The sequence below is a fragment of the Varibaculum timonense genome (assembly GCF_027694345.1).
GTDB classification, from domain to species: domain Bacteria; phylum Actinomycetota; class Actinomycetes; order Actinomycetales; family Actinomycetaceae; genus Varibaculum; species Varibaculum timonense_A.
This window is the reverse complement of the sequence record NZ_JAQEVU010000007.1, coordinates 99,290-120,926: the sequence shown is the minus strand read 5'-3', so window position 1 is coordinate 120,926 and position 21,637 is coordinate 99,290. Positions and strand designations below refer to the sequence as shown.

The 21,637-nt window shown below is 47.4% G+C and carries 24 protein-coding genes; 12 read left to right on the top strand and 12 right to left on the bottom strand.

Annotated elements, in window-relative coordinates:
• Window positions 1–235 precede the first annotated feature (235 nt).
• From PG728_RS07510 to PG728_RS07485, 6 genes are all read right to left on the bottom strand, one after another.
• Window positions 236–2,158 carry a DNA polymerase gene (locus PG728_RS07510; RefSeq protein ID WP_270626769.1) on the bottom strand — a complete coding sequence of 641 codons (1,923 nt, stop codon included), beginning with the start codon at window positions 2,156–2,158 and terminating at the stop codon, window positions 236–238.
• Window positions 2,159–2,229: 71 nt separating this feature from the next.
• A complete protein-coding gene (locus PG728_RS07505) occupies window positions 2,230–2,802 on the bottom strand; it encodes a DUF2815 family protein (RefSeq protein ID WP_270626767.1) in 573 nt (190 codons plus the stop codon).
• The gene (locus PG728_RS07500) at window positions 2,774–3,958 is read right to left on the bottom strand and encodes a DUF2800 domain-containing protein (RefSeq protein ID WP_270626785.1); all 1,185 of its coding nucleotides are present in this window, start codon (window positions 3,956–3,958) and stop codon (window positions 2,774–2,776) included. The genes PG728_RS07505 and PG728_RS07500 overlap by 29 nt, the downstream gene beginning before the upstream one ends.
• Window positions 3,958–4,356 (bottom strand): hypothetical protein, encoded by a 399-nt coding sequence (locus tag PG728_RS07495; protein WP_022865338.1) that lies wholly within the window; start codon window positions 4,354–4,356, stop codon window positions 3,958–3,960. Before PG728_RS07495 ends, PG728_RS07500 begins: the two co-directional genes overlap by 1 nt.
• Window positions 4,356–4,637, bottom strand: coding sequence for a hypothetical protein (locus PG728_RS07490; protein ID WP_022865339.1), 282 nt, complete (start codon window positions 4,635–4,637; stop codon window positions 4,356–4,358). Before PG728_RS07490 ends, PG728_RS07495 begins: the two co-directional genes overlap by 1 nt.
• A 96-nt stretch (window positions 4,638–4,733) precedes the next feature.
• On the bottom strand, window positions 4,734–5,270 hold the full coding sequence (locus PG728_RS07485; RefSeq protein WP_057002011.1) for a sigma factor-like helix-turn-helix DNA-binding protein: 537 nt from the start codon (window positions 5,268–5,270) through the stop codon (window positions 4,734–4,736).
• A 453-nt stretch (window positions 5,271–5,723) separates the two neighbouring features.
• On the opposite strand from PG728_RS07485, the gene PG728_RS07480 reads away from it, so the two are divergent.
• From PG728_RS07480 to PG728_RS07445, 8 genes are all read left to right on the top strand, one after another.
• Window positions 5,724–6,875, top strand: coding sequence for an ABC-three component system protein (locus PG728_RS07480; protein ID WP_270626765.1), 1,152 nt, complete (start codon window positions 5,724–5,726; stop codon window positions 6,873–6,875).
• Entirely contained in the window at window positions 6,868–7,086 is a 219-nt protein-coding gene (locus PG728_RS07475; RefSeq protein ID WP_270626763.1) for an ABC-three component system middle component 7, read from the top strand. Before PG728_RS07480 ends, PG728_RS07475 begins: the two co-directional genes overlap by 8 nt.
• Window positions 7,076–8,791: a DUF2326 domain-containing protein gene (locus PG728_RS07470; RefSeq protein WP_270626761.1), complete on the top strand. Its 1,716-nt coding sequence runs from the start codon at window positions 7,076–7,078 to the stop codon at window positions 8,789–8,791. The genes PG728_RS07475 and PG728_RS07470 overlap by 11 nt, the downstream gene beginning before the upstream one ends.
• The gene (locus tag PG728_RS07465) at window positions 8,791–8,997 is read left to right on the top strand and encodes a helix-turn-helix domain-containing protein (protein ID WP_057002007.1); all 207 of its coding nucleotides are present in this window, start codon (window positions 8,791–8,793) and stop codon (window positions 8,995–8,997) included. The genes PG728_RS07470 and PG728_RS07465 overlap by 1 nt, the downstream gene beginning before the upstream one ends.
• 105 nt (window positions 8,998–9,102) lie before the next feature.
• The gene (locus PG728_RS07460; RefSeq protein WP_270626759.1) at window positions 9,103–9,645 is read left to right on the top strand and encodes a hypothetical protein; all 543 of its coding nucleotides are present in this window, start codon (window positions 9,103–9,105) and stop codon (window positions 9,643–9,645) included.
• Between the two features lie 34 nt (window positions 9,646–9,679).
• Complete coding sequence (locus PG728_RS07455) at window positions 9,680–9,991, top strand: hypothetical protein (RefSeq protein ID WP_270626757.1); 312 nt, start codon at window positions 9,680–9,682, stop codon at window positions 9,989–9,991.
• Between the two features lie 46 nt (window positions 9,992–10,037).
• Entirely contained in the window at window positions 10,038–10,418 is a 381-nt protein-coding gene (locus tag PG728_RS07450; RefSeq protein ID WP_270626755.1) for a hypothetical protein, read from the top strand.
• Between the two features lie 25 nt (window positions 10,419–10,443).
• Window positions 10,444–10,764 (top strand): SinI family restriction endonuclease, encoded by a 321-nt coding sequence (locus tag PG728_RS07445; RefSeq protein ID WP_270626753.1) that lies wholly within the window; start codon window positions 10,444–10,446, stop codon window positions 10,762–10,764.
• Window positions 10,765–11,227: 463 nt separating this feature from the next.
• Here PG728_RS07445 and PG728_RS07440 read toward each other — a convergent pair whose 3' ends face one another.
• Both PG728_RS07440 and PG728_RS07435 read right to left on the bottom strand, forming a co-directional pair.
• On the bottom strand, window positions 11,228–11,713 hold the full coding sequence (locus PG728_RS07440) for a hypothetical protein (protein ID WP_270626751.1): 486 nt from the start codon (window positions 11,711–11,713) through the stop codon (window positions 11,228–11,230).
• A gap of 694 nt (window positions 11,714–12,407) precedes the next feature.
• Complete coding sequence (locus PG728_RS07435; protein ID WP_270626749.1) at window positions 12,408–12,704, bottom strand: hypothetical protein; 297 nt, start codon at window positions 12,702–12,704, stop codon at window positions 12,408–12,410.
• Window positions 12,705–13,136: 432 nt separating this feature from the next.
• On the opposite strand from PG728_RS07435, the gene PG728_RS07430 reads away from it, so the two are divergent.
• The 4 genes from PG728_RS07430 (at window position 13,137) to PG728_RS07415 (ending at window position 16,900) form a co-directional block, all read left to right on the top strand.
• On the top strand, window positions 13,137–13,355 hold the full coding sequence (locus PG728_RS07430) for an ABC-three component system middle component 7 (protein ID WP_270626747.1): 219 nt from the start codon (window positions 13,137–13,139) through the stop codon (window positions 13,353–13,355).
• Window positions 13,349–14,998 (top strand): DUF2326 domain-containing protein, encoded by a 1,650-nt coding sequence (locus PG728_RS07425; RefSeq protein WP_270626745.1) that lies wholly within the window; start codon window positions 13,349–13,351, stop codon window positions 14,996–14,998. Before PG728_RS07430 ends, PG728_RS07425 begins: the two co-directional genes overlap by 7 nt.
• 158 nt (window positions 14,999–15,156) lie before the next feature.
• A complete protein-coding gene (locus PG728_RS07420) occupies window positions 15,157–16,122 on the top strand; it encodes a DNA cytosine methyltransferase (protein ID WP_270626743.1) in 966 nt (321 codons plus the stop codon).
• Window positions 16,123–16,297: 175 nt separating this feature from the next.
• Complete coding sequence (locus tag PG728_RS07415; RefSeq protein ID WP_270626741.1) at window positions 16,298–16,900, top strand: HNH endonuclease; 603 nt, start codon at window positions 16,298–16,300, stop codon at window positions 16,898–16,900.
• 1,329 nt (window positions 16,901–18,229) lie between these two features.
• Here the strand turns inward: PG728_RS07415 and PG728_RS07410 are convergent.
• The 4 genes from PG728_RS07410 to PG728_RS07395 form a co-directional block, all read right to left on the bottom strand.
• Window positions 18,230–18,661 carry a hypothetical protein gene (locus PG728_RS07410; protein WP_270626739.1) on the bottom strand — a complete coding sequence of 144 codons (432 nt, stop codon included), beginning with the start codon at window positions 18,659–18,661 and terminating at the stop codon, window positions 18,230–18,232.
• A gap of 93 nt (window positions 18,662–18,754) precedes the next feature.
• Window positions 18,755–19,936: an ABC transporter permease gene (locus tag PG728_RS07405; protein WP_270626737.1), complete on the bottom strand. Its 1,182-nt coding sequence runs from the start codon at window positions 19,934–19,936 to the stop codon at window positions 18,755–18,757.
• A gap of 1 nt (window position 19,937) precedes the next feature.
• Window positions 19,938–20,630, bottom strand: coding sequence for an ABC transporter ATP-binding protein (locus PG728_RS07400; RefSeq protein ID WP_270626736.1), 693 nt, complete (start codon window positions 20,628–20,630; stop codon window positions 19,938–19,940).
• A complete protein-coding gene (locus PG728_RS07395; protein ID WP_270626735.1) occupies window positions 20,631–21,635 on the bottom strand; it encodes an efflux RND transporter periplasmic adaptor subunit in 1,005 nt (334 codons plus the stop codon).
• Window positions 21,636–21,637 lie beyond the last annotated feature (2 nt).

The following is a 21,637-nucleotide window of genomic DNA, read 5'->3' as shown; positions in this document are numbered from 1 at the left end:
ATGGTACAAAATATAAATTTATGTGGATACGTAAATTTGAAGTTGTAGAGGTTGACTATGTGATTTGAAGAACTTATGAAGACAAATTGCGAAAAACGAATCATCAGGCTTTGTAAAAAAATTAAGAAAAAGCTGTTCGTTTACGAGAAATTCTGATGTTAAATCTTTGTATGAACTTGCATATTACCTATATATTTCAAACGATCTGGCAGCAGAACCCGCTCTGGAGTATTAACTAATCCTTCTGATAGAAGCCGCATTCGTACCCGGCTGCATCAATCGGTAAACCCTCAGCCCATTGGGGTAGCTCGTTCATGAGGGTGCATATGTCAGCAGCGGTGGTGCCGGAATTGATGGGTTCGTCGATGACGACTTCGTCGTGAATATGCATCACGATCTGGTGACCGGCATTCTCAATGCGGGTGATGGCTTCGGCGAGGAGGTCTCTGGCGGTGGCTTGAACGATGTTCTCGACCAGTTTTCCACCGTAAGTCTCTAGTTTCTGCCACTTCCGAGCCACGCCCTGACCCCAATAAGTAATCGAGGTGCCTCCGAACCTGTTCACGCCAATACCTGGCTTTACATATGCCAAGCGCCGACCGCTTGGCAAGGTGATGAAGAGCATCCCGGATTTCTTCTCGAAACTCAGGTTGCGCAGCGTGACCGGTCTGCTGGTGCTAATTGCTCTGGTAGCGGCATTGTCGACCTTGTGCCACAGCTGCACAATATTAGGGTTGGCTTGCCGCCAAGCGTCCACAATGGGCTGTAACTCGTCCTCGCTTAGCCCCATCTTCAAAGCGCCCATAGCTTTGAGCGCACCCACAGATCCGTTGTAGCCACAAGCAAGGACAGCGATTTTTCCTTTCTGCCGAAGCTCACTGTTGACTCCGTGCTTTTCCACCGGCATACCAAACATCGCGGACGCAGTCGCGCAATAAAGATCCTCACCGTTCTTGAACGCGGCGAGCGTGGTTTCCTCACCAGCAAGCCACGCCAGCACTCGCGCCTCAATTGCTGAATAATCGGCGACGATGAACCGGTGAGCTTCCGAGGGGATGAATGCGGTGCGAATCAGCTGGCTGAGAGTATCGGGCACGGAAGGATAAAGCATATCGAGCGCCTCACCGTTACTGTCACGCACCAAGCCACGTGCTTGGGTAAGGTCGGGCAGATAGTTCCGAGGTAGGTTTTGTACTTGCACAAGACGTCCTGCCCACCGCCCTGTACGGTTTGCACCATAAAACTGGAGCAGACCATGCGCTCTTTGGTCGATGCAGGCGGCATCCATCATCTTCCGGTATTTCGCCACTGATGAGCGCGATAATTCTTGCCTGAGTTCGAGTGCTTCTTTCACCTCACCACTGGCAGATGCTAGGGCATCATCGACTGATTCTTTCGCCATTGACTCTATCGGGCATCCGTGTTGGTTTAACCATTCTTGTAGCTGTAATGGCGAGGCAGGATTTTCCAAGCCGGTGAGTTCTTGCGCACGGGCGAGTTCTTGCGCCCGGTGGGATTCGTCAATAGTTATAGCGTTTGCGGCCAGTGTGGTGTCGATACGGATACCTCGGTCGTTAATTTGTTGATCGACCTCATACTGCTCCCAGAGATAATCAGGTACTGAGAAGTTGGAGAGCTTGCCCCTAATCTGGGTTTCTACCTCCACGTCGCGGGCATTGTAGGTCTTAAAGAGCCTCCAGCCATCCGGGTCACTGCCGGGCAGACGCTGATGGCCGTGTTTGTCGGGGACGCAGAAATACTTGATGAGTTCCTTGCCTTCATCCATCTTTTGAGCATCGAGATTCAGCACTTTGCCGACATCTTTAAGGGAAAGTGGCAGGCCAAGGGTTGCTGCCCATATCATTGAGCAGCGCCACCCAGCTGGATCAAGTCGTCGTCCGAGGTAGGCGCTAAGACAGGTGCGTTCAAAAGCGGCGTTGTAAGCCCACTTGATAACGGCAGGGTCATCAAGTGCTCGGAGAATCTCTGTGGGGAGTTGCTCTCCGGATGCTAGATCCACTGTGCGCACCGCGCAACCGTCGATCGCGTAGGAGAAAAGGAGAATCTGAAAGTCAGGGTGGTTACAGTATTTGTAAACTCCGGCTTTGGCGAGGCTGATTGGCGAGTAAGTTTCGATGTCGATACTGAGCGTGCGCATAAGGTTCCTTAACGAGTGAGTGGGGCGGAGCCAACCGACTTGACTCCGCCCCTTGAGTGGATTGGTTTGCTTTAGGCGAGGAAGTCCTCGTCTGCATCCCAGGTATCGAATTCCGATGCCGCGCTCACGTGGCCGCCGAGTGGCTCACCATCACGGGTCTTTTGAATATTGCCAAGACCGCAGGCCACGCCACGGTTCCCGTTGGTGTTGAAAGCGTAGAAATTGATGGAAACTCGCCCGTAGCAGCCAGAATAGACTTCGGAGCGGTCGAGGATGGGGTTTACGTCTTGATCCACGATCTGCGGAGCATTAATACTGTTGGCATTCACGAAATAATGTCCGGCATAAGCGTCATCGTCACGCTCAGCATCTCCATCACGTAGCGGCAGCTTCAAAGATGCGCGTGGCGGGATCTTCCCACCGAACTTCCCAATACCCTCGGTGATTGCTGCCTCGATAGCAGCATTAATCGCATCGATAGTCGCAGCATCATCCTTAGGAATAAGAAGCGATACTGAGAACTTTGGTTTGCCGCCGTTAATAGATTTTGCTTCCCACACGTTTGCGTAGCTCAAACGCACTTCGCCGGTTATGACCTTGGTCGGATTATTCTTCTTATTCTTGGTGTTCACGCGGTTCGACATTTTCGTTACCTTCTTTCTGTTGATTGTCGATGTTTGTGAAATCGTCAGCCGCAGTACTAACCTGCAGTTCTGGGCGTTTGTCAGTGACGGGAACCAGAGTGGGTTTACCCTCGGGCTTGACCACTAGATTCCCGAGGATTTCGGAAAAGTTCTTCTTTCCCATGAGTTTTTCCATCGCGGTAATAGTGAGCAAGGACTGCTTGTAGATGTCCTTATAGCCTGCAGCTTTCGCAGCCTCAGCCACCGCAGTCTCATCTGTGTATTTGCGGATCGAGCGGCCAGCAACCAACTTGAACCCCTCGTACCGCTCACCGCTTAGGGCTTGACTGAGGGCATAGTCGTGCACGTCTGACGCCCACCGCGTGAGTTCTGGTATTTGCGCCAACACATCAGCCACCTCAGCTGGGCTAAGTTCGGCTGGCGGGGCGAACTCGTACTTAGCCAGCTCAAGGTTCGCTTCAGCCCTTGCCCGGCAGTTGGAGGCGATCTTGCAGAACTGACACCAGGCACCTGCATAAAATTCGCCATCGCCTTTCGCTGCTAGTTCGGCTGCAGGCTTGAGCGTCTGCTCGGCCCACTTGTTCAGCTCAGTGACGCTAATCGTCCAGGTGGATACGTTTTCGCGCCGTGGCTGAAAAACCGTTAATGCCACCTGCTCAATGTCATAAAGAGCGTCGAACAAGGCAAGTGCACCGATCGCGTAGAGCATCATTTGTGGGTTCCACTCAGCTTCTACCAGCACGCCCAAGCCATATTTCAAATCGATAACGTGCAGCGTGCCATCAGCCACGATGAGGCAGTCGCCAGTGCCGAAGCCACCAGGCACAACGTTGGAGAAATCCAAGTGTTGTTCGATGTAGATCACCGCGCCAGACGTCACCTGTTTGGCTTGCTCGTATTGTTCGAGCACGTAGGAGACGTAATCGTCGGTGTGGGTATTCATCTCGTCATCTTCGTATTTGGAGACGGGGCGTTTAGATTGCTGCTTGAGTGCTCGGCGCAGCTTATGTTCTGCCAACGCGTGAGCCGCCGTGCCTTGAAGTGCAGCTTCACTTGGAGCCTCTGTCACCCCAGCCGTGAGTTTCGCTGATGGGGGACAGTGCAACCAACGATGCGCCGACGAGGCGCTCAAGAGTGCGTGTTTTTGCGGTGGCATCATGCACCACCAGCCTCAGCCTCAGCTGCAGCGAGCACCGCGTTGGCTTGCTCCACCGTCAACTGTGAAAGCTTCGTATGCTCAAACGAGCGAATCTTGGCTTTGATGAAATCGTTTAAGCCCGAGCGTGCATAATCCGCCAACACGCCGCGCACTTCCTCCAGTGGCAGCAGCTTGACCTGCGGCTGAGGTTCGCTGACAGATTCTGCTTGTTGATTCTCGACGGTTTCGGGTTCACCCGGCCCGCCCGTGAGCATATAGTCCGCTTCGATACCTGATTCCATCCAATACAGCAGGTCGTTCTCGGTTGCTTCTATTTCGGCTTGCAGGCTTTTCAAATCTTGGCGAAGATTGACGAAAATTTGACGCATATTGGCTACATGGTTCGCTGGAGTCATCACGCCACCTCATCTGCCTGATCAGGACCAAATACGGCCTTCATGAACGACTCGAAATCCTCATCCGCAAACGAACCACGCCGCTTACCTGATATCTTCGACTGGTCGTTGTCAATGATTTCAATGGATTGCACATCCCGCCCCTGCAGTAACACTGCACACCGTCCACTCTGACCCGTGAGCTTGCGCAAAACCCTTCCTGACAGGCGGCGCATACCCACCGATGCCACAGCATCCGGGTCAGAATGCTTACTGACCTTCACACGTAGTTTCCGGCTCATCACCGGCTCCTTCCTGAAAGAACCCTCCCAGTGAGACCCACTGCCTTCACGCTGTGTTCCTTCACTAGGAGGGCTTCCAGGGGGTCGAAATATAAATCAAAGTTTGAGACCAATTTCGGCGGCAATCTTCGCCCGCGCAGATTTCAACAATTGCGAGGCACGAGGCTGAGTAATTCCAAGCTCAGCCGCTACCGCAGTCAAAGGCACCTGATTCAAACGATTCTGGATAACGATGAAGCGCTCACGCTCATCCAAGCCAGCCAAAGCACTCTCAACCGTCAACCGCGTATCTACGTCATCAAACGGATCATCGAACGCTTTCATGTGACCATACTGGTCGACCAGCTCATCAAAAATATTGCCGCCACCAGCCAAAGGAGCACGCCAACACGAATCCGTATTGCGTACCCACTGTTTCGCCTGGTTATACTCCGGCTTATTAATCTCCTCCCGGACAATCTCCTCAATAGAACGCCGCTGCACCAATTCAAGGCTTTGTACCATATCGCGGCGTTGACGATAATCAGCCTCAATCATCGAGACCACCTCGCCATCACTCACCTCAACCTCCACATACTCTGCAGGTTTCTTCACATCGAACTTTTGCTTTTCGTAACGGATTTGTACTTTCATTTGTGGATTTCCCTTCCGGGAGATCCACGGAGCGATATTCAGTTATGAGGTCGACCTGCAAGAACAAACCCAGCAACAAGCCATCGCCTATGAAGGTAATGGCCAGTGCTGGCTGCTCCGCAGATCTCCCGACTTATTGCTTGTCGCTATTTGTCGGTCGTGAGGTTGCCACGCACCGATTGCGCGCTGGCTCGTGGTGACCTCACTAATAGATGTGTGCGGGATGCTCGAGAACGTCGCCTTCTAACCGTCTATTCATGCGTTTGTGAAGTTTCTCTTCACACATCGCAGGTTGATTCGATATAATGAAAGGCGACTATCTCGTCATTCCGCCACAACGAATCCCATCGCTGGGCTTCACGAAAAGGTTAAATAATGGGCTTTCGCAAGCTTTGAGAAACGTTGAGGCAAAACTTTGAGAGTTTTTGAGAAAACTTCGTTAGGAGGTGAACAGTGCAGTTCCACCAGTGGGCTAAATCAGTACGCCCTGTTGTTCCTGGCAACCTCCATGGGTCTAGTTATGCGCGTGAACTGATCTCCATGTTTACTACTGTCAATGAGGGGGAATGGAATACGCGAAACGACCCCACAAGCACGGCCTCAATATCCGATGATGTACTTACCTCGCTTATGTCACGCGACGCGGGATTTAGCAAAGGGCTAGCAAACGCAATTTATTCTCGCTTGAATATAGATAATCTCATTTGTCTGATTGAGGATTTAGATGAGCCAGCGCAGAATCTCATCCGTCTCAATTTTGAGAGTTTTGGAGTAAGGATTCGCTTAACGCACGTGGCCGAAGATGCCTGCCTAATTCTGCTGGACATTCTCGAGCGGCTCGCAAAAATAAAAAATCCTGATTTGCAAGCACGGATTCGTATTCGCCAACTAGCTGCGAAGGCTAGGTATCGCGAAGAACTTCTCGTCTTATCGGATGGTTGTCTGCAGTGCGGAAAAACCCTCAATATCGAATCGCACGATAAATCCAAGGCCTCCTACATGATCGTGCTTCTCGACGAAGACATTGAAGAACCTTTACGCGATGATTTCGCAGTGTTATGCGCCGAGCATGGCGAAAAATACCAGCTGGCTCACACGAAAAAAGAAGAACAACAGCTACGAGCTAACCTTGCACGTCTTCTTGCTAAACATCGCCTTGCCGACAATGTCGTGCCTTTGGGGCTTGAAAACGAAATCAGCCTGCTGTTGGACGCGGTTTCCAACATTCCTTACGAGCAACGCATACCAGATCCCAAATTCAACGCAGTCGACCTTGAGCAGAAAATTCACGATGCTGATCTGCTTTCCCAAGCAACTGATGCTGTATCCGTCTACAAGCCTTTTATCGTCAATCAGCTGAAATCTAAAGAAGCGAGAGAACAGCTCAAGTTCACTCGACTGTGCAATCAAGTTCAAGGGGCGTGGCTGACCTTCGAAAGCTCGGGGTTGGATCAGCCCGGGCAGTTCAGGCAACTATGCGATTGGATGAACAATCACACGGGAAGCGGCATTTACGTGTGTGGCATTCTCATCAGCTACTTCATCCATATTTGTGAGGTATTCCGCCCAGATGTAGACGTGGAGACAGACTATGCGATTGCCTAACAAGCTCTACACTTTCGACGAATCAACCCTCGCCAACTTTCCGCGAATCCTGAATCACTTAAATAATCCGATGCGCCTCATTGATTTACATTTTGATCTAGTGAAACAGGTAGGCGGGACGGCTGAACTTATAGAAGCACTCACTCTACTGCTCGCATTGAGAAAAATAACGATTGATGTTGAAAACGGGGTGATTGCGCTTGCTGATTAACGTATGGTCTGACAGATTCAACGACGCGGGCGAGCCCCGCCCGCCCATAGTTTTTCACCCTGGTCTGAACGTCGTCGAGGGAGGAGCTGAAGCCGAGAACTCTATCGGCAAATCTACCTTGCTCTCCATAGTGGATTACGCTTTCGGTGGTGCAGATTTCGCAAAATCTGACGTCATTACCGATCCTGATGCTGTCGGCCACCACACTATTTACTTTACCTTCCGTTTTGGAGAACAAGACAGGTATTTCTCCCGCGATACCTCACGCCCAGGTTTCGTTCAAGAATACTTTGATCCTGAATGGAAAGAACGAAAAGAAGAATGGCAGATAGACGATTATCGAGTATTTCTTGCTGAACAATACGGTCTAGACATTCCCGATTCGACTCTTCGAGAATTAATAGGCCGGTTCGTTCGAATCGATACCGAGCAACTTGCCATGTTGAAAAAGCCGCTTAAAGCCGCTCCTGCACAACCCGATGAACAGGGTGTGTTTGCGCTGGAGAAACTCTTCGGCGTGTACGGAAAGCTCAAACAACTCGAGGAAGACCTCAAAGCAGCCAACCTCAGTTACTCTTCGCTTGAAGGGATGGCTAAAACAGGGCTTAGTCAATACGTGAAAATACGAAATAAGAAAGAACGCGACCAAGCCGAGCGAGAACTAACGCAAGCACGGATTGCGTTTCAACAACTGCGAGTGACAGCAGACCTCGATCTTTTCCAGGCAGCAGAGCAAGCGAAAAGCGAAGAGCAACACATGAAGACTCAGTTGCGCTCGCTGCAGAACAAACGTTCTGTTCTTAAAGGAAAATTATCGATAGTTGAAGCAACGCTATCGGGAGAATCAAGGCTCGCAACCGATGACCTTGAAGAGTTCTATAACTTCTTCCCGAACGTAAACAAAGAGAAACTCGAAACTATCGAGTACTATCACCGAGCTCTCGTCGACGTCTATGAAGACCAGCTCAACGAGCAGGCAGAAAAATATCGTCGCGTAATTGCTGTGTTGGACAACGAGATTAACCAACGGCTACGAGAAATTCACCAGCTCAAACAATCAGTTGAGCTCGATGATAAAACCTACGAAGAAAACGGTGAGCTAGCAGCCACCATTAAACGTCTTGAAGCTCAAATCGACGCCTATGACAAAATGCGCGAATTCGACAAGCTGCGCAAAGAAACAAACAAAGCTCTCAAAGAACAACGGCCGGTCATTCTCGGCGATATCGAGCACAACATCAACCGACTCACCAAAGAATTCGTCCAAGCCCTCTATCCGAATAAAAAGCGTAAACCGCCACTATTTAGCTTCAAAGAATCACGCGGTAAAGCGGGGTATACCTTTTCATCTCAAGGAGACAACGGGGCCGGTTCGCAATCCAAGAACCTGATTTCATTTGATTTAGCTATCCTAGAATTAACCAAGTTGCCCATCCTGATCCACGACTCCGTGCTCATCAAACAACTCGCATATTTCCCTGTTGGTAACCTGCTCACACTCTATGAACGAGTAGCGGAACTTACCTCCGAGGATGGCCACCCTAAACAAATATTCTTCTCATTCGATGCCACCCCGAAATATCGGGCGGAAGCAGAAGAAATCGTTAACAGGACAAGAGTCATCAAACTAGGTGAAAACGAGCACGCACTCTATGGATTCACTTGGAACGAAGAGAAAGACGAAACCGATGAGGAGAACAAATAATGCGACTGTCCTATAACAAACTATGGAAACTTCTCATCGACAAAGGATGGACGAAAGAACAACTGCGCACAGCAGCAGGCTTCAGCCCAGCCACCCTTGCCAAACTAGGTAGAGGAGACAACATCCAAACCAACATTATCGTTCGCATCTGTGAAACTCTTGCCTGCCAGCCGGCAGACATTATGGAAATCAAAGGAGACAACTAATGAGCGACAACTTCTCCTTCCTGGAAAAAGATTTTCCTTCCCTAGCAAACTTTGGGCATTTGGCTGTCGAGTGAAACAACTTGAATTTGTTGAGGATAAGGTTTTATGAATAATAAATATGAAAGCGTAAGAAAATTTTTATTATATCCAGATAATATTGATGACCTTTGGGAAAGTAATGATTTAATTTGGATTGATTGGAGAGAAGAAGACGAATCTGTAATCAATTACTTTAATAGTGAAATAGGAAATCTTATAGAAGTAGATTTTATAAATAATAATAAAAAATATGGTGATGACATAAAATTAAAATACAGAGCTGAAGAAATAGTTGTTCCTTATATGGATAATATGGATAGGGATACAACTATAAAGTATTTCAACGAAATCATAAAGGAAGATTTTGAAATAAGATGGTTTGTTGAAAGTCTTGGTGATGATACTTTAGCGTTTTGCATTTTACCGAATAACTTATGGAGTAGTTTAGAAAATGAGTTTAGTAAAGAGGTTGTAGATTATTATTTTATGACAATTAGTTTGGAATCCGTAATGTTCGATTTAGATGTTGATTCTGTTTTTGATTTGATTTCGCTTAGAAAAGCTAATAATAAAGTACCTTTTGTAGAATTATTAAAAAAGCTAAAGTAGATAAATAAAAATTAGAAGTTGTAGAGGGAATAGTGTGTCAACACCAAATATAATTTATTCTAATAAAAATGCAGCCAACTATAGCTTCCTTTATTTTTTACATGAAGAAGATAGATTTGACGAGAAGTCTTTTTATGACCTATATGCTTATGTTAGTAAATTGGAAAGTATAACTCTCGCAGAATTAAGAGATTTATATTTTATTCAAAATCAAGTAATGAGGCATATTGTTTACCACTTTGATCAAAATGATATGAGTGAAATTTCAAACTTTCCGACAGAATACTGGAAGTATATTGACCTTTTAGATCATGCTATAAATAATATTTGTTCTATTGTTATATAGTCAACTCCCAGTTTATTGAATTTGGCAAGGTATAAGGTTCTATGAGATGAAAAATATAGATATTTTCGTACATGAAAAATATAACAAAGCTGATTACGAAAAGGTAGCAGAACATATCTATAAAACGTATGACGATTTTATGAAAAGTGATTGCTTTGTTACTTCATTAAAATTTGTTCAAGAACCAGAATTAGGAGAAGGAGATAGTCCGAGGAATATTTCCCAATATCCATTGGAAGATGTTTTAGAAAAATTTTATGTGGCGATTCAGGATTTTTATAAAGATTTGAATTATACCAGTGATGAGACTTGTTATTTGGAATTTTCGGCTTCAAATATGGAAGATATACAGAAACTACTTGGAATCGTAAATAAGCATGTATACAATAAGGAAGATGGGGATTATGTAGAGCTGGTAATTGAATAGTGTATTAAAATAATTACGATATAATTTGACGGGTTCTGATAGTAAATGTACAGATGATGATTGGGTTTGGTGTGCGGGCGAAGTAGTAAAAGCTGTCGACTTTATTCGTCCAAGCAAACAAGCTGGAGTTGACTGGGAGTCTTTACAGATTAAAAACCGCGACAATTCAGAAAACTCGTCCAGTTCAGCTATCCGTAATGGCACCGACATCAAAAAGTGGTACAGAACAGTGTCTAAAACGGGCAGTACGAGGTGGGAAAAATTCCCAGTTGGCGCAGATGGCGAAAAGTTTGATGAAGTGGATTTTCAGAACTTTGTGAAAGAGTACCTGATGAGCTTGCGCTAAATCTATTGGTGGTCGTATAACGGCTCAGCACACTTGCCATTTTGGAAGCGACATTTTCGCAAAAGCCTAACCATTTCGCAAAAGTGGGGTTTGCGCGCATAGATGCGCGCAAGGTTTTCGGCTCTTTCGGGTAACTGCTTTCAGACGCTCAATTCGGCGCTGACACAAGGCGCGTTAGAGCAAGTTTAGAATCCCCACTTTGGCTTGATAACAAGGGAAAACAGGCATATTTGCTCAGTCTCTACAGCCCTCACTTTTGTATTAATACCAGCAATCCCGTAACTAACTGCCTGCTGGTGTTGATACAATTTCGCGCCAGCAGGTTTTGTTTTGCCTTTTTGCTCCAAAAATTGCTTGTTTGCTCCAAAATAGGGGTTACGCGAAATTGTTGTGTTGAGCTGGGAAAATAGAAAGCCAGCGCCTGAAATGAACGGTGCTGGCTTTTGATTTCTGGGCTTTGGCGCTATTGCTCTGGTGTACTGGTTCCGTCTTTCCAGATCACGGTCGCTTTGCCACTTGGTGCTATCTCGATGCGTTGGCACAGGGCGTGGAAGGTAGCGGGGTCAAAGTCGCCTACACTGTCTAGTGTGGTTAGGGTGCGCCGGTAGTGGTTGAGTGTGGCTTTGAGTCCTGTGCGCCGCTCAATCTCCGCCATGGTTGCTTCGTAGGCGTCGATGGCTTCACGCTGGCGTTGTTCCAGCTTCTTGAAGCGTTGGTGGTAGTCGTCCTGGTTTTGGGATTGATGTGCATTCGCGTTGATAGCCTGCTCGATCAGTTTCGTGGCGATCTCTACTTCAGCAACCTGCTCAGCAGCTTTGGCTTCTAGCTCGCTGGTGTCGGTGAGTACGGATTCGAGGAGTTTCCAGTCAATGAGGCCGCGTTGCTCGATGAGCTGGGCGAGCGCTGTTTGGAAGATTGTTTGCAGCTGATTATCGCGTAGGATCGGCATTTTGCCTGGGTCGGGTGTAGAGAATTTGTGGTTGCATTGCCAGATGACGGCGCGATACTTGCTTGTGAGAAAACTTTCGGGAACTTCTCGTGGAGCGCGTCTGGTTTAGTGCTAACCAGACGCGCTGTCGCCCCTGTTCGTGAAATCTTTAACCACGCTTGTTGTTCACCGCCATCTATGATGGTAGTTAGATGCTAAAAAACTAACTATTACGGAATCAGGTCAATCGTGCGTAGAAGAATTCTCCTTGTGTATCTCAGGCAATTGCTGTGGTGGTTAGGCTTACTGCTTTTGCTGCCATCGGTTTTAATGTATGTCGATGAACACTGGATTATTAAAGTGCTTTCTAACGCTCCGAGCGTTGAAAGCATATCTCCGTTTGTAGATGGGAACGACTTTTATACGCATAGAGCATTCTTTGTATTATTTATCTTAAATACATTAGGTTACTTTGCTTGGTTTTCTAACCGAATTATCTGCTTTACTGGATTATGTGTCGTTACGATCCCTAAAAGGAATTCAGATCAGCGCTCACTAAAAATATTTACGGGTACTGTAACAGTATTATTTTTCATTCTGTCATTATGGATTTATTTCGTTTCAGCTATCATTTCTTTTCCATAAGCATAGTAAGAAATCCATTGTGTGGGTGTATGAAGCTATTCTTCATACACCCACACAAAATGGAGTTGTTTTATCGGTGAGGATTAGCTAGAAATGCCGCATATGCGCGAGCTATAACTTCAGCTTCTGCTCGTGATGGTAATCTATCTGCATGTGCCGCCATTTTCAATAGGTTGTCCGTGGCTATGATATTGGTTAGCCCCATAGCATCTATACCTTCTGATACTGTTAGGAAAGCTGCCACGAGATTGTCGCCATTGCTATGAAACCTATCACTATAAAAACGTTTGATTCTATTGGTTTCACTTAGCTTGAAAACCTCTTTCATAGCTTCAGAGAGGCTCTTATCAGATGAGTTATTCTTCATGTGTTTTGCAATTAGCCAAGCATCTGCATCCGCTAAAACATCCTCATAACTAAATCCATTACCGTCACCTGTAGCCCCAATGTGAGAATGTATCCACGCGTAGAGATCTTGTGATGAGCCAGACTTTTGGTAGCTACCCCAAATCTGTAAGAGATCTAAAGGCCAACCCCCCCCAGATCTCCTAATCCATATTCATTAGCATTTTGATCGACACCCCAAGTGATGTATCCAAGAGCTGTGGCTGCCATATGGGCAATATCTCGTCTTGGAAGAGTGTTCTTGATTGTAGGTTGTTCATCGCATACTTTGGCACACAGTAATCGAGAGCCAGCGAGTTCGGCTGGTGAGGGAATTTCTGGAGTGTAAGTTTTGGGTATTAACCCAGATACGCCTACGTGATTTCCCACTTCGTTCAATCCTGCGAGGTGTTCGATGCTGCTACCAAGTAAACTCTTCGCCTACCAAGACAGCGTGCTGCCACTGCTGCCAGAAATCCTGCGCCACCTCGATACCCCAAAAACACCTAACGAGATTGCCCTAGCTCTTGCCCGCACCAATACTGATCCAACTAGGCTCATTGAAGCCCTGGATTGCCTATATGCGCTTGGCCGGATTGAGCTTGATGAAGAAGGGAAACTGCACCGATGCTAAAACAAATCAGCTGCCAACTTTTCCGAGAAGCCGGGCAACCCCGCCCACCCATCAACTTCACTCGCGGCCTGAACACCATCCTCGGAGCAATCAAAGGCGAAGCCGGATCTATCGGCAAATCAACCATGATGCTCATCATTGACTTCGCATTCGGCGGCAACACGTATGTTGGTAGTGATGCTGTCAAAGAACTGGACGACCACACGATTTACTTCACATTCGAATTCGCTGACGGGCAGTACCACTTCGCTAGAACTCCCACCGATCCAAAACTTGTCGCACAAATCGATGAAAACCAAACCGTCATCGGCACAATGAAAATTGAAGAGTTCAACGCTTGGCTTGCTGCGAAATACCACATGGACCTGCCAGGACTGAAATACAGGAATACCCTCAGCCGCTTTTTCCGCATTTACGGCAAGAACAACCACAACGAACTTAAACCTCTCCAAACCCGAGGAGGAGACGAATCCCAAAAGGACGCAATCACCGTCCTAATCTCGCTATTCGGGTACTACGACGAAATCAAAGACTTCAAAGAACAACTGCAACAAGCCGAAAACAAAATCTCTGCATTCAAAGCGGCACGCCGCTATGAGTTCATACCCTCCGCTGTCGACGGGATGACCAAATACAAACAGAACGTAGTAGAAATCGCTACTCTAGAGGAAGACCGGCGCAAACTCGCCCAATCCGATGAGACTGATGTAGAACCGACAGAAATCGAGAAAGCGAACGAACGTAACGAGCTCAAGCGCCAGCTCAATGATCTGCACCGCGAGATTACAAGCAAGAAAGACGAACTACATCTGCTTGACCTGAATCTCCACCACGGAGCATACCCAACCGAAGCTGACCTCAAAAGTCTGCAAGAATTCTTCCCAGGGGCGAACCTTGCAAAGCTCGTGGAAATCGAAAAGTTTCACACGAAGATACAAGCTATCCTCGGTGAAGAACTCGAAGCAGCTCACGCCCACGTCACCAAGCTACTTGCAACACTAGAGGAGCAGGCGACTGAGCTACTGGCACGTATAGATTCCATACCGGCTTCAAAAGCATTCACAGACGAGTTCTTGGACGCCTACACAGAACTCGATCGGCGCATCAATAAGCTACAAGACGAAAACGACGCTTTTGATACTCGCGACCGGCTCCAAAAAGAAAAGCAACAGGCCAATACCCGCTACCAACAACAGCTCGATGCCGTGCTCTCGCACATTCAAATCGCAATCAACAGCCAGATGGAAGCCATCAATGAAGAAGTAACCGGCGGCGAATACAACGCGCCAAAGCTCTCACTCAACGCATTCAACAGCTACGACTTTGAAACCCCAAGAGACAAAGGCACCGGCACTAACCATCGTGGCGTCATCATTTACGACCTGGCGATAGCGCAGAACACAGCGCTCCCGGCCATCGCGCACGACTCGATCATGTTCGACTCCATGTCACGCACCGACCTCAGCAACCTCATCCGCGTATACAACGACCAGGTAGAAAAGCAAATCTTCATAGCCGTTGACAAAGTTAGTGACTGCACTGACGAAGCCAAAGCCATCATCCAGCAGACCATGGTGCTCAAGCTTGACAACAACGAGCACGCCCTGTTCGGGGAGAAGTGGAGCCGAAAGGACCGTGTATAAATTCTGGGTTATCAGATTTCCACCAACCGAAGAGCAAGAAATCCTACTATGGCATATTAGGGGACACCAGGGTAGAATCGCACAATGACGATTTGGGTACGGTTCATTCCCTGAAGAGTTTGACCTGTCCTTGAGCTTTGTGTGAAGGAGACTGCTTAGTGAGCACAAAATCAAAACGAACTTCAGTTGAGATTTGCGCTGGCGCAGGAGGGCAAGCACTAGGTCTTGAAGAAGCAGGTTTTGAGCATCTTGCATGTGTTGAGATTGATAGAGCTGCTTGTGCGACCCTACGCACAAATCGACCAAACTGGAATGTAGTTGAAACTGATGTTCGCTCGTGGTCTCCTGAGGATTCATTACAGGACGTTGATTTGCTTGCTGGCGGTGTGCCTTGTCCTCCGTTTTCTATTGCTGGTAAGCAGCAAGGCAAAGAGGATGAGCGTGATCTTTTTCCTGAGATGATTCGTCTTGCTAAGGAGCTTAATCCTAAAGCAATCATGATTGAAAATGTCCGAGGGCTACTGAGCGATAAGTTCAAAACTTATCGGACGGAAATTCTTCGAGAATTTGAACGCATGGGGTATATCGCATGTGGTTGGAATCTACTTAATGCAGCAGATTTTGGTGTCCCCCAAACGAGATATCGAGCCATACTTGTATTAATGAAAATGCCCTACGCCATGTACTATTCTTGGCCCGAGCCAAACGAATCCATGCGAACTGTAGGTGAAGCCTTGTATCCGTTTATGCTTGAGAATGGTTGGGAAGGAGCTGGTGACTGGGCTGAACGAGCAGCAGGACTCGCTCCCACGCTTGTTGGCGGGTCAAAGAAGCACGGTGGAGCAGATTTAGGGCCTACTCGAGCCAAGAATGGATGGCTGGAGCTAGGTGTAGATGGGAAGGGCTTAGCAGATAGTTCCCCAGCTGAGGACTTTGCTGGCATACCTCGTCTCACAGTTGCGATGGCAGCTGCCATACAAGGTTTTCCAAAAACATGGATCTTTGAAGGGAAAAAGACTCCTGCATATCGGCAAGTGGGCAATGCCTTTCCTCCGCCCGTAGCACGTAGCGTAGGAGTCGAGATATTGCGCGCACTAGAGCTTGGCGCTTCTGAAATGAGCTAGAAAGTATTTACTACGGCTCCTTCATATATACACCGCTGTGTTAGCCTTAAGCGTGTATGTACAGAAGGATAGTAAATTAACCAGTGACGGTGTTCCGTGGTGGACGGTAGGTGGTACCACGAAACGGATTGCTGCTTATCTGTGGTTCAATGTCTCAGAAGGTGGCACTTTCACCATGGCTGAAGTTAGGGCTGCGGCTCAAATAGAAAAACAAACACAGTCTGATCGCAGAATGCGAGAATTGCGAGAACAAGGCTGGGTTGTAGTTGGATACAAAGATGACAAGTCTTTACCAATGGATTCTTATAGGCTCGTGAAAAGAGGTCTACGCCTCTGGCTTGGCGAAAGAGCCGAGCGAGACGCTATTTCTAACAAGCTTAGAAGGCAAGTGTTTGCCCGCGATAACAACACGTGTGTTATCTGTGGAATATCAGTTGGCGATGAATATCCAGATATGCCGGGCAGTAAGGCAAGAATGACCGTTGGACACAGAATACCAAACCAACGGCTAGGTGAAGCCACCCTTGAAAATCTTCAAACAGAGTGCGCCAGATGTAATGAACCGATTAGAAACTTGTTAAAAAATCCTGACACGTTTGAAGATGTTGAGCCGTTGCTAAAAGATTTATCCGCATCGGAATTAAAAGCTTTGATGACTTGGATTGATGATGGAAAGAAGACTTTCTCGAAATTGGACTTGGCATATGCAAAAGTTCGCTACTTAAGTCCTGGCGAGCTTTCAAAAGCCAAGGATTTTATTCGTAAAGCTATCGATTAATGAAAGCGGCAAGCACAAATTTCCGATGTTTACGCCTGCACACCATGAACTTGGGTTGGAGGCTTCGATAAAACTCAGTTGGTCTCTGAGGTAGCAGGTTGCTGCGGAACATCTTCATGAGCAACGGCATTTCGATTTCAAAAAGGTGCTTACAACTCTCGTGATTCCGAAGTGGAAGATAAGCTGGTCAAGGATTTATACGCCATGGAAAAGTCTGGAGATAAGTGGGTTATCAGTGGCATTCGTGCAAATAAGAAGACCGAGATTGCGCGAGAGCTAAGTCCTTTTTAGATTGATAAGAAACACCACCCAGAATGTTCATAAAGTCGCCCGAACGCGAGTGCAACCGCCACTAATGTATATTCATATTCATCTGTTGAGTTCCCTGATAATAAATTGATCTACGCGAGTGAAGTATTTCCGCACTTATGCTTATATAAGGAGGGTAACGATGCTTATGTGTTTTATGCTCCTATACGGAATGCCCCTCGAAGATCTGGACTTTCAAGCCTGATCTGAGATTCGCCGTATGTAACGTGAATCCTTTCAGGTTGAGTAACAGCGCGACGAGCGGGAACAAGCTCTCTCGACGAATATGTCAATGCAAGGTACAGCGAGATTTATGGGGGAGTATCTTTATTATAGATGCCTTCCCAAAAGCCGATGTCACCGAACGTCCCGATTAGATGGCGATGGTGCAAGAATTCACTAGTTTTGATGTTCATCCGTATTCACGCCGCAGTGGCAGCGCACGGCGCTTAGATAGTGAATTCGCTGGTCATGTACATGATTTAAAACGCTCACTAATCCAGGTATTTCGGCAGCTAATCTGTACCTTTTGGCGACTCTCGTACCTTTGCGCGAGTCTCTTCTTTGGCAGGGTCATTGGGTTCACAGGCGCCGTGCTTCTTTGTCCTCAAAAGGAATTGCGACTGGGATCAGGGCGAGAAGCCGGCATTGAACGAGTAGCCGCGAGCGCCATTTCGCCTAGTATCAAGCCAAAAGTCCGGTCGACTCACCGCCGCCACCTCGCCGCCCTTGTGTCCAATATGGACGCTTGTGTAATCCGGCAGAGGGACGTGGAGCAACCTTTTCGCGGCAGACCCAACAATTTCGCGGCACGGTTTTATCGAAGTGAAGTTTGCTCCAAAAATCTTAGATCGTGCATTTAGCCGTGATGCGCTACGCTGTCGTAGCAACCCAATCCGGATCTCGAGGCGCGACCTTTCTATCTGTATTTTGTCTTGTTATCAAGCAACAAATCCCATCTTCACCACCGCTGTCCCGCCGCCCACTTTGTATCCTAAGCTATGCCTTGTGTGAACGTGGTCAATTGGCAGGGCAGTTATTGTCGATGTTTTCTTGGAATCCTGAAGGGTCTGCGAGTTTGGCGCGGTCAAGATAGTCTTTAAAGAATCTACGTGTGGCATCGTCGGCGCGTTCGGGACTCATGTAGCCCATCTCAGGTACTTTGCTGAGTTGCTCGATTGCTTTATCAGCTTTGTCTGTGTCTGTGGTGTAGTTGTTGAGCCATTCTTGTTCCCATGCGCATTCAAATAACAGAGAAGCGCGCGTGTCCCCGTATCCTGATTGGAACGTTAGCTTGGTATCCTCAGCTTCGAGATTTGCTGGTGGGGTGTATGAATCTGGCCAGTCGAGCTGAGCAACGGAATCTTGATATTCCTTATTTATTTCGTCATAGGAAACTATGCTGAGTTCTTCAGAACTTTGTGCCTCATCTTGCTGAGTGCACGCGGTCATTGACAACGCATAAGTGCATGCAAGTGCCGCCCCGATGATTCTTGTTCGCTTCTTTTTGTTGTTCATGGTGTTCCTTTCTTTTCTTTGTTTTAATCAGCGTAAAGCTAGAGCGGGTTGGAGTCGTGCTGCGCGGATAGCTGGCGCGATTGACCCGATAAGAGCAGTAATAATGGAAGCTCCAACCGCTGCTATAGCAGCAACATAGGGGTATTGGGGTTTAGGGCTTGGGCTGTCTGATGGAAGGAACGTGGGGATAATTTCCACGATTATGATTGAGAGCGCAATGGCTACGCTGAAAACTATGGCAGCAAGCAGAATAGATGAGCCGATGACTTGCAGCGCGACGGATCCTCTTGTTGCTCCTAGGGCACGGCGGATGAGGAGTTCATGTGCTCGTTGTTCAATGCTTGCAAGACCTATATTGATTAGCCCGATGGCAGCAACGACAAGCAGTAATATGGAGGTGGCGATAAAACTGAGGGAAATGATGTTCAATACTTCCTCGTAGTCTCGAGAATCAGTACGGCTAATGGTGTTAGTCGTACCAGGGGCATAGTCGTGTAGTAAATCGGCAATAAGTGTTGAGCGCTGCTCATTTGTTCGAGAAGAGGTATCGTGCCAATAGAAAACAGCGTTTGTGCTGTTCCATAGGTGAGGAGCTAAGGTGGCGAGGCCTTCCACATTTACGTATATGCGTGGATCGCTCAACCCATCGTTGACGATTCCAGTAACTTCAAGCGGGGTTGGTGTGACTGTTGATTGAGTCGTTATATACGCATAGGAATGGAGAGGAAAATTCTGGGCGGCAGATTTGTTTGCTACTAATTCCAAACGAGGCATCTGATTGACCGGTGTTAACCAGCGTCCTTGCACGATTGGTAAGTTGTACACCTGTGCATAGTTGGCCGTGGTGTAAACCGTATCAACACTCAGCCCACTAGAAAGATCTTTCGTCGTGGGAGGATTGTCTAAGTCATGGTTGGTAATGTAGGAATGCTCTTCGCCTGGAGTAAGAGCTAGTGCAGCGTGCAACTTGTGTTTATCGAGTGCGCCGATCAGGTCTGATAGGGCTGAGGAGTCAGAGAAGTGTGGTGAACTAATCGACATCGAATATGTGGGTGCCCGACCATAGAGCTGTTCAATAGTTGAGGCAAGGTATTCTTTTCCGATAGTCCCAGCGAGCACAGAAACAATAACGGCAACGATCCCGATGAGCATTGAAAACCCCGTGAGAAATGCCCGTCCTGGAGAGATTCGCAGATCTTGGATAATCATCCTAAGCATGAGTAAGCCTTCCAGAATCCATATACATAAGATTTTCGCAACGTGCAGCTACGTCTTTATCGTGAGTGACGAGCACAAGCGTAGTATGTGAGGATTTCACGAGTTCCATCAGTACATTGAGCACTTGTATCCCCGTATCAGTATCGAGCGCTCCTGTTGGTTCATCGCAGATCAATAATTCAGGGCGCAGCACTAACGCACGTGCAATCGCTACTCGCTGCTGTTCGCCACCAGAAAGGCTTCCAGGGTACTCCTTACGGCGTTCTGCTAAATCAACATCCTCAAGAGCCTTCTTAATGCGCTCGACTCGCTGCTTGCGAGAAAGATTCTCATGTGCGTAGTGTAGGCTTAGATCGACGTTTTGGGCTATGTTAAGGTGCCGGATAAGCGAATAGTTTTGGAATACGAAACCAATTTTGCTGCCACGTAGCTTCGAACGCCTCCGGTCACTCAAACTAGAAACATCACAGTCTCCATATATATAACGACCAGTGAAATCTGAATTCAACAAGCCCAGAATAGATATAAGGCTCGTCTTTCCAGATCCTGACTTCCCAATAATTGCATTAGACGTACCGCGAATAATGTTTAGAGAAACGCTATCCACTGTTGTTAAAACTTGACGGCGTCCAAGTTTCACGCTCGCTGTCACGTCTTCAAGCTGCAGTAACACATCGCTCATCATCTATTTCTTTCGAGGATCAAGATTAGGGGCAACAGTGCTGATCACGTCACCTTCACTCAGTCCAGAGGTGATTTCAATATAAGCTCCATCGGAAACACCCAAGCCAACCTCCAGGAGAGAACTATTCTCGCCCTTTACTAGAGTGACAGCACCTTTTCCTGTTCTGCCAGCAACGGCACTGACAGGTATAGCAAGAACATCAGCTTTAGCTTGTCCATTAAGTACCACAGTTGCCGCTTGTCCAGGGTGCACTGGCTGATTTTTATCGATGAGGCATACCAAGCTTTGTGAAGCAACTCGCGGTCTTAGCCCCTGCTCCGCACCGGATTCAAAAACAGGATCTTGCCCAGATGGATTCTCCCCGAACACAGCTAAATTCTCCTGCTTAGGAAAACTAGTGGCGATTTCAGCATTGGTGATTTGGAATTCTGTATTGTGTGATACTGTTGCGGTCAAATCTTTATCTAGCGACTCTTGATCCCCAGGCGAAGCCAGGATAGCTTTAATCTCAGTGGGGCCAAGACCATTTTCAATCTGAAACTTTCCAGTCAACGACTCGATAGAAGCAACAGATAAAAGCGTAGGAGCATCTACAGTAAAAGCAAACCCCTGATATTCCAGCTCAAAAACGGGATAATACATCGGGAGATGTTCAGATGTCTCCCCAACTCTGCGCACAATGGCATCTACAGGTGATTTAATCTCCACACCATTGTTCCACCCCAATACTTGACCAGCTTTTACAGAATCGTTTACTTTAACCGCAGACCGGTAAGGACCACGCTGAGATGTCGAAAGAACAAAAGACTTCGCTTGCTCTACAGTTGCTTTCGTGGAAAACATTGGCGCAATCCGGCGTTTTTCCACAGAAATTGTGGATACAATCTGAACATCCTTGGATCGTTCTGCCTGCTGCGTGTCTGGGTCACCAGTAGTACATCCAGATAGGAACAGAACCATTGACACCAGACACGCAGAGACGGCTCGCATAACTGAAATTTTCATAA